The sequence below is a fragment of the Staphylococcus pasteuri genome (assembly GCF_030547725.1).
GTDB lineage: Bacteria > Bacillota > Bacilli > Staphylococcales > Staphylococcaceae > Staphylococcus > Staphylococcus pasteuri.
The window spans coordinates 1-243 of sequence record NZ_JAUOQO010000795.1 but is presented as its reverse complement, the minus strand read 5'-3'; the positions used below and the strand labels follow the sequence as shown (position 1 = coordinate 243).

Genomic DNA, 243 nt, shown 5'->3' with positions numbered 1-243 from the left:
GGATTAGATAACAACTAAAAAAAAGCCCTTTTAAAAGGGCTTTTTTAGGTTAAAAGAGTTATTTAGAAGCTTGAGGTATCAGTGAACAAACCTACTTTCAAATCATTCGCCGAATAGATTTCTCGGCCATCTACTTCAACGACACCGTCAGCAATTCCCATCACTAGCTTACGCATAATTACGCGTTTCATTTTGATGCGGTAAGTGACTTTCTTCGCAGTAGGTAGTACCTGACCAGTAAAC

1 protein-coding gene is annotated in these 243 nt (G+C 38.7%); it reads right to left on the bottom strand.

Annotated features, from left to right (window positions below):
• Positions 1–62 precede the first annotated feature (62 nt).
• The coding region (locus Q4528_RS15530) for a hotdog family protein (protein ID WP_439848949.1) at positions 63–243 on the bottom strand (181 nt) is incomplete at its 5' end.